Annotated in this window: 2 protein-coding genes; both read left to right on the top strand. The window is 62.8% G+C overall.

Going from position 1 to position 5082, the window contains the following annotated elements:
- Positions 1-1812 precede the first annotated feature (1812 nt).
- On the top strand, positions 1813-2205 hold the full coding sequence (locus tag A39O_RS43790; RefSeq protein ID WP_456073017.1) for an LPD1 domain-containing protein: 393 nt from the start codon (positions 1813-1815) through the stop codon (positions 2203-2205).
- Between the two features lie 522 nt (positions 2206-2727).
- Positions 2728-5082: LPD3 domain-containing protein (locus A39O_RS36270; RefSeq protein WP_456073018.1), on the top strand; the 2355-nt coding region annotated here is incomplete at its 3' end.

A 5082-nucleotide genomic window follows, 5' to 3' on the forward strand; every position in this document is an offset into this window, starting at 1 on the left:
CGCGACACCGGCTATGTGCCGGGCAGCCGCAAGGAAGACGCGGCCAACCTCCTGCGCACCGCCAAGCGCAGCGGGGCACGGGTGCGCGGCACCGCCATCGATTGGGAGACCCTGGAAGCCAACCCGCGCGAAGCCAAGGAGGTCATCACCAAGTCGCACCTGTTCGGCGCGGTGGACTGGGACGGGCTCAAAGCGGGCGGGATGGAACCGGCCGCGGGTTTCCTGGTCGATCGGGTCTACGCCGCCGTCGGCAAGGAACCGACCGACGACACGCCCCAGGCCAGGCAGGATTACGCCTTGGGGCTGGAGTCGCTGCGGGACCGCCTGGAGTCGTGCAAGACGCCTGACCAAGTGACCAAGGTTCTGGCCGAGATCAAGGACGAGTACGAAGGGGTCTCGCTCAACGCGGCAGAAACCGCGGAGTATGCCGACCTACAGGCGCGTTACGACGCGATCATGGCGCCGCAGCGGGCCTATGAGAAGCAGCGTCAAAAGCTCGAAAATGCGCGCTACATCACCATGCAATTGATGCACCGGGCCGAAGCCAAGGCGGCCCCAAGACAGCGTAAATACACGCCGACGGCTGAAGACCGCGCCGACGCTCAGGGGTTGCGCAAGCAATACGAGCAAGACGATCAGGCGTTGCAGGAGTTTGATAAAGCCAACCCACAGTATAAAAAAGAATTTCGCACCACGGGCGATGGCTGGTCGCACAACGTCAGTGAAACCGTGCTCAAAGCAGCCCCATTGCGCGCGCTGCAAAAAGACCTGGTGACGCGCGCCAAGGTCCGCAACGCGACCGAGAACCCCCTGCACCGGGCATGGGGACAGATGGGCGAGCGGTTCATCGGGGTCATGAACTACCGCGGCTACAAGGGCTCGGACGCGTTCGGCAAGCACGTGGCCAATGCCAAAGGTGGACGCATCACGGATTGGTCGTGGGCCGAACAGTCACCCAAGCCGGGCGCGGTCAAGGGCGCGTCGGAAGAATCCACGCGCTTCCAACTGCTGGTTGCCGACACCTACGAGCGCATCGGCGGCCGAGCGGTCCCGGTCGACAGCACCGCGGCCCTCAAGGAGGCCTTCAAGCTGCGCGAGGTCCAGTCCGGTAACTGGGTCTTGCGCGATGTCAACAGCGCCAAGTTCCACACCGAGCAGACCGCACGCGCCTTCGCCGACCTGGCCGACCTGATCGGCGTGCCGGATCAGCAGATCGCCATGAACGGGCGCCTGGCGCTGGCTTTCGGCGCCCGCGGCAAAGGCAATGCCGGGTTTGGCGGCGGCGCCCGCGCCCACTACGAGCCGGTACAACGCGTCATCAACCTGACCAAGATGGGCGGTGGCGGCAGCCTGGCCCATGAGTGGTTTCACGCCTTCGACAACCTCCTGGGCGAGGCGCTTGGCATGGCGATGGGCAAGGATGCATTTTTGACTGAAGATCCATCCGCGCTCCCGGCCGGCGAGATGCGCGACGCGTTCCATGGGCTGCGCGCGGCGCTGCATGAGGGGCCGCATCGGATCACGGTGAACGTGCCCTATTCGGGCGAAGACTATCGCCTGGCCCAGCGCAACGTCACCCGCGATCATCTGCCGGAAGGGATGCGCGACTACGGGATGCCGGCGCCCGCCAAGCTGATTCGCGACGCGGGCGATGTCCATGCCGCAACCCAGGCGGTCGACGCCTTCTTTGCCAAGTACCCGCCGACCAACCGCAAGGCGCAAGGACAACTCAAGCAATGGCGCGCCATCGCGGCGGCCTACTATGGCGGCCAGGAACACGGCGGCGCGATCCGCGTAGCAGCGGGGCCAGCGATGTCGAGCTTTGCGCGCGAGGCGACCTATCTGGACGAGGGCAAGNCNNNGTCNTACTGGTCNAGNACNAAGGAANTGGCGGCGCGCGCCTTCCAGGCGTGGACCGAGGACCGGCTACGCGACCAGGGCCGGCAATCCGACTATCTCAGCGTGAAAGCGGACAACACGTGGTATCGCAGTCCGTTTGGCGATCCCAAGCCGTTCCCCGAGGGCGAAGAACGCACNCGNATCAATATCGCATTCGATCGGCTGATGACGGCAGTCTCGCGGGGCGANNTGCTGGCCAAGGCNNTGCTGACGGTGGACGGGCCNCGCTACCTGTTCTTCAAGGCGATCGGGGCGAAGCCGACCGCGCCGGACTGGTTGCTGCGGTTTCCCGAGGTCGACCGATGATCGCGTGCGGGCGCTACCCTAAACCCGGCCGTAACCGGATGCTCACGAGATGACGCAGCCCTTTATTCCAGCAGCATGGGGATGGTCTGGCCTTTCTTCGGGAAGGCCCGGTCCAAACTGAATTAGGCGTCAGCCGCCGATACTGGCCCGCGTCGTGACGCCACACTGGCGCCCAACCCCCGACGCCAGGCCGTGCCCATGCCAAGACTGCTGTTCTTCCCCCATCGCGCCCCCGCCCTTGTGGCCTTGATGAAGGCGTACATCCATGGGCACTACCGGCTGAGCCCGAAAACGCACATGCGGGTGTGGGTGGATTCCTACACCGACAAGCGCCCCGAGCGTGGCCGGACCACCTTCGCCGACTGGGCGGCGCGTAAGGCGCATTTCGAGCACCATCTGGGCCACGGCCGGCAGCGCGAGGCGTTGCACGCGTTTCACGACCTGGAGCACGACGAGGCGCACCAGCTCGCCGGGGAACTCGGGTTGCACGCGGGTGAGCAGCACGCCAGCAAGAAAGACCTCATGGAAGCCGTTCACGGCAAGCTCGCGGACAAGCGGCAGGCGCTGCAAAACGCCCTGGTGGCGGGCGAGCGCGCAAAGTGGGCGGAGAAGAAGGCGGCGGGGACGGTGGGAAATAAGCCGGTGAAGGTGATCCGCCTAACCGGCGACGAGTTTGGCGCCGGGCTGGCCGGGAAATCACTGCGAGACGCGGCAGTCAGTTATGCCAAAAAGCATTTTGTTGACGCAGCGTTTGAGAATGCGTCGACGGGTCAGTCAATAGAAGTGACGTGGCAGAGCGTAAAGCACGCGCTGGCCAATGCGAACGATGCCGAGATGCGGGTCTTTCATGCGCTACCGCGCATCCTGAAAACCGCACGTTACGTAGAGTCTGTCCCTGATAAACTCGGGCGCCCCGATATTCAGGCCGTGCATCGTTATGCGGTCAAGGTTCTTCTCAAAGATGAACCGCTGACAATCGGCGTTATTGTCCGTGAAACCAAAGACGGACACCGCTTCTATGATCACTTCATCATCAAAAGCAAAAACCCTGCCGGTATCTCTGAGGCCGCGCCCCCCGCGGGGGTGTTGGGCGATCAGCCGACGGCAGGGCTTGCAGGGAACAGTGTAGACCCGCAGACCAGCGATGACAAGGGCGACAAATCTCACAAAGGTAACGACGATGGACCCGATTCTGCAAGCCAAACAAGCGCAATTAGAGGCACTGGAGCGCAAACACGGGGTGAAGATTCCGCCCGGCAGCCCGATCATTGGGATGCTGTTGCGGGCCAATACAGTGCCGGAGCCGTCGCCGCCCTCCGCAAACGCGCCGCCGACAACGCGTGGAGCCCGGAGTTCGTAGCGGCGTTATCGGAAACGCTCGGCACGCTGCCGCCCGAACTGTGCGCGTTCTTCGACTACCGGGTAGACATCGGCAGCGACGTGGCGATTGTTCACCGCGTCAACCTGGACAATGTACCCGAGCATATGCGCGCAAGCTATGCGCAAGCCGGCGCAATGACCGTCAATGGAATGCGGATCGAGTTTATCCAGGATCGGCAGCCGACCACCAACACCCTGCGCCATGAGCTGGTGCATTTGGCGTGGCAGGAGCTTTACGGGACCGACCGCCGAGACGGGATGGCGCGCAAGGTTGTCGATCAGGTACTTGAGCGGATCGCCGGAGACGGCGAACGCATGTTGAAATGGGCAACGTCGCGCTCCGAAAAAGACGTTTTCCAGCAACTTGAAGCAAACCAAATCAAAAAGATGCTGCGACGCATCAAGAAATACGGAAAAGAAGGCAAGCATCTTCCGTCGACCCTAAAAGGGATGCTTGAACTAGACCTGATGATCGGCAGCGGATACATGGATGCGGCGAAGGGCGCCGGGTTATCGATCACGCCGGAAGGCCAGTACAGCGCCGTTGCGTTGTATATGGCCATGGCCAAGCGCCATGGCGTCACCCTGGATCGCGAGTTTGCTCAAGAAGAGGGCGTCGCGTACCTGTGCGGAGAAGATGAGGCGGCAGCGCGGCAGGTCTTCGGCGCCATGGCGGAAGGGATGGAGCGCGAGGTCGTGCGCCGCAACATGCCGACCTTGGCCAGTGTGGCGCCGGAACAATCCTCATGGCACTACAAAATCGCAAAGCTGCAACGCGGGCTCAATTTTATTTCCGATCCGGAAGGATCGAAGGCGAAACAACAAGAGATCGATGAAATCACCCGTGGGCCGCTGCATGAAGGCTTTCGCGCATATAACGAAGTGATGCGCGACTATGCGAGCCAGCATCCGGGATGGTTCAATTTCGATGACCACGGAAACGCCTGGCTACGGGAAAGTAAGATGATCGAAAAGTCTATGCGGCACACGCCCATGCTGCTGTTCTTCCCCAACCCCGATCATCACGCCCTGGTCAAGGCGTACATCCACGGCCACTACCGGATCAACCAGAAGACCGGCGCCAAGGTCTGGGTGGACTCCTACACCGACAAGCGCCAAACCAAGGCCGGGCAGATGGAGTTCGCCCATTGGAACCATCGCAAGGAGCATGTGCGGCAGAACCTCGCCCACGGGCACACGACCGAAGCCCTTCAGGCATTCCATGACCTCTCGCACGGCGACGCCCATCAGTTGGCGAGCGACCTGGGGCTGCATGACGGCTCGGTGTTCCACGCGAACAAGAAGGCGCTGATGACCCATCTGCACGCGNACATCACGCGCCAGCAGGAGGAACTGAAGGCGAAGGTGCAGGCGCAGGAGGAGGCGAAGGCGGGGCAGGCCGAACAGAAGGCAGTGCCAAAGGCATCGCGGAAGAAGAAGGCAACCGACAAGGAATCCGCGTCGGTTCGAGAACCCGCCCCCGACCCCCGCGCCCTA

The organism is Lamprocystis purpurea DSM 4197 (genome assembly GCF_000379525.1).
In the GTDB taxonomy this organism is placed as follows: domain Bacteria; phylum Pseudomonadota; class Gammaproteobacteria; order Chromatiales; family Chromatiaceae; genus Thiodictyon; species Thiodictyon purpureum.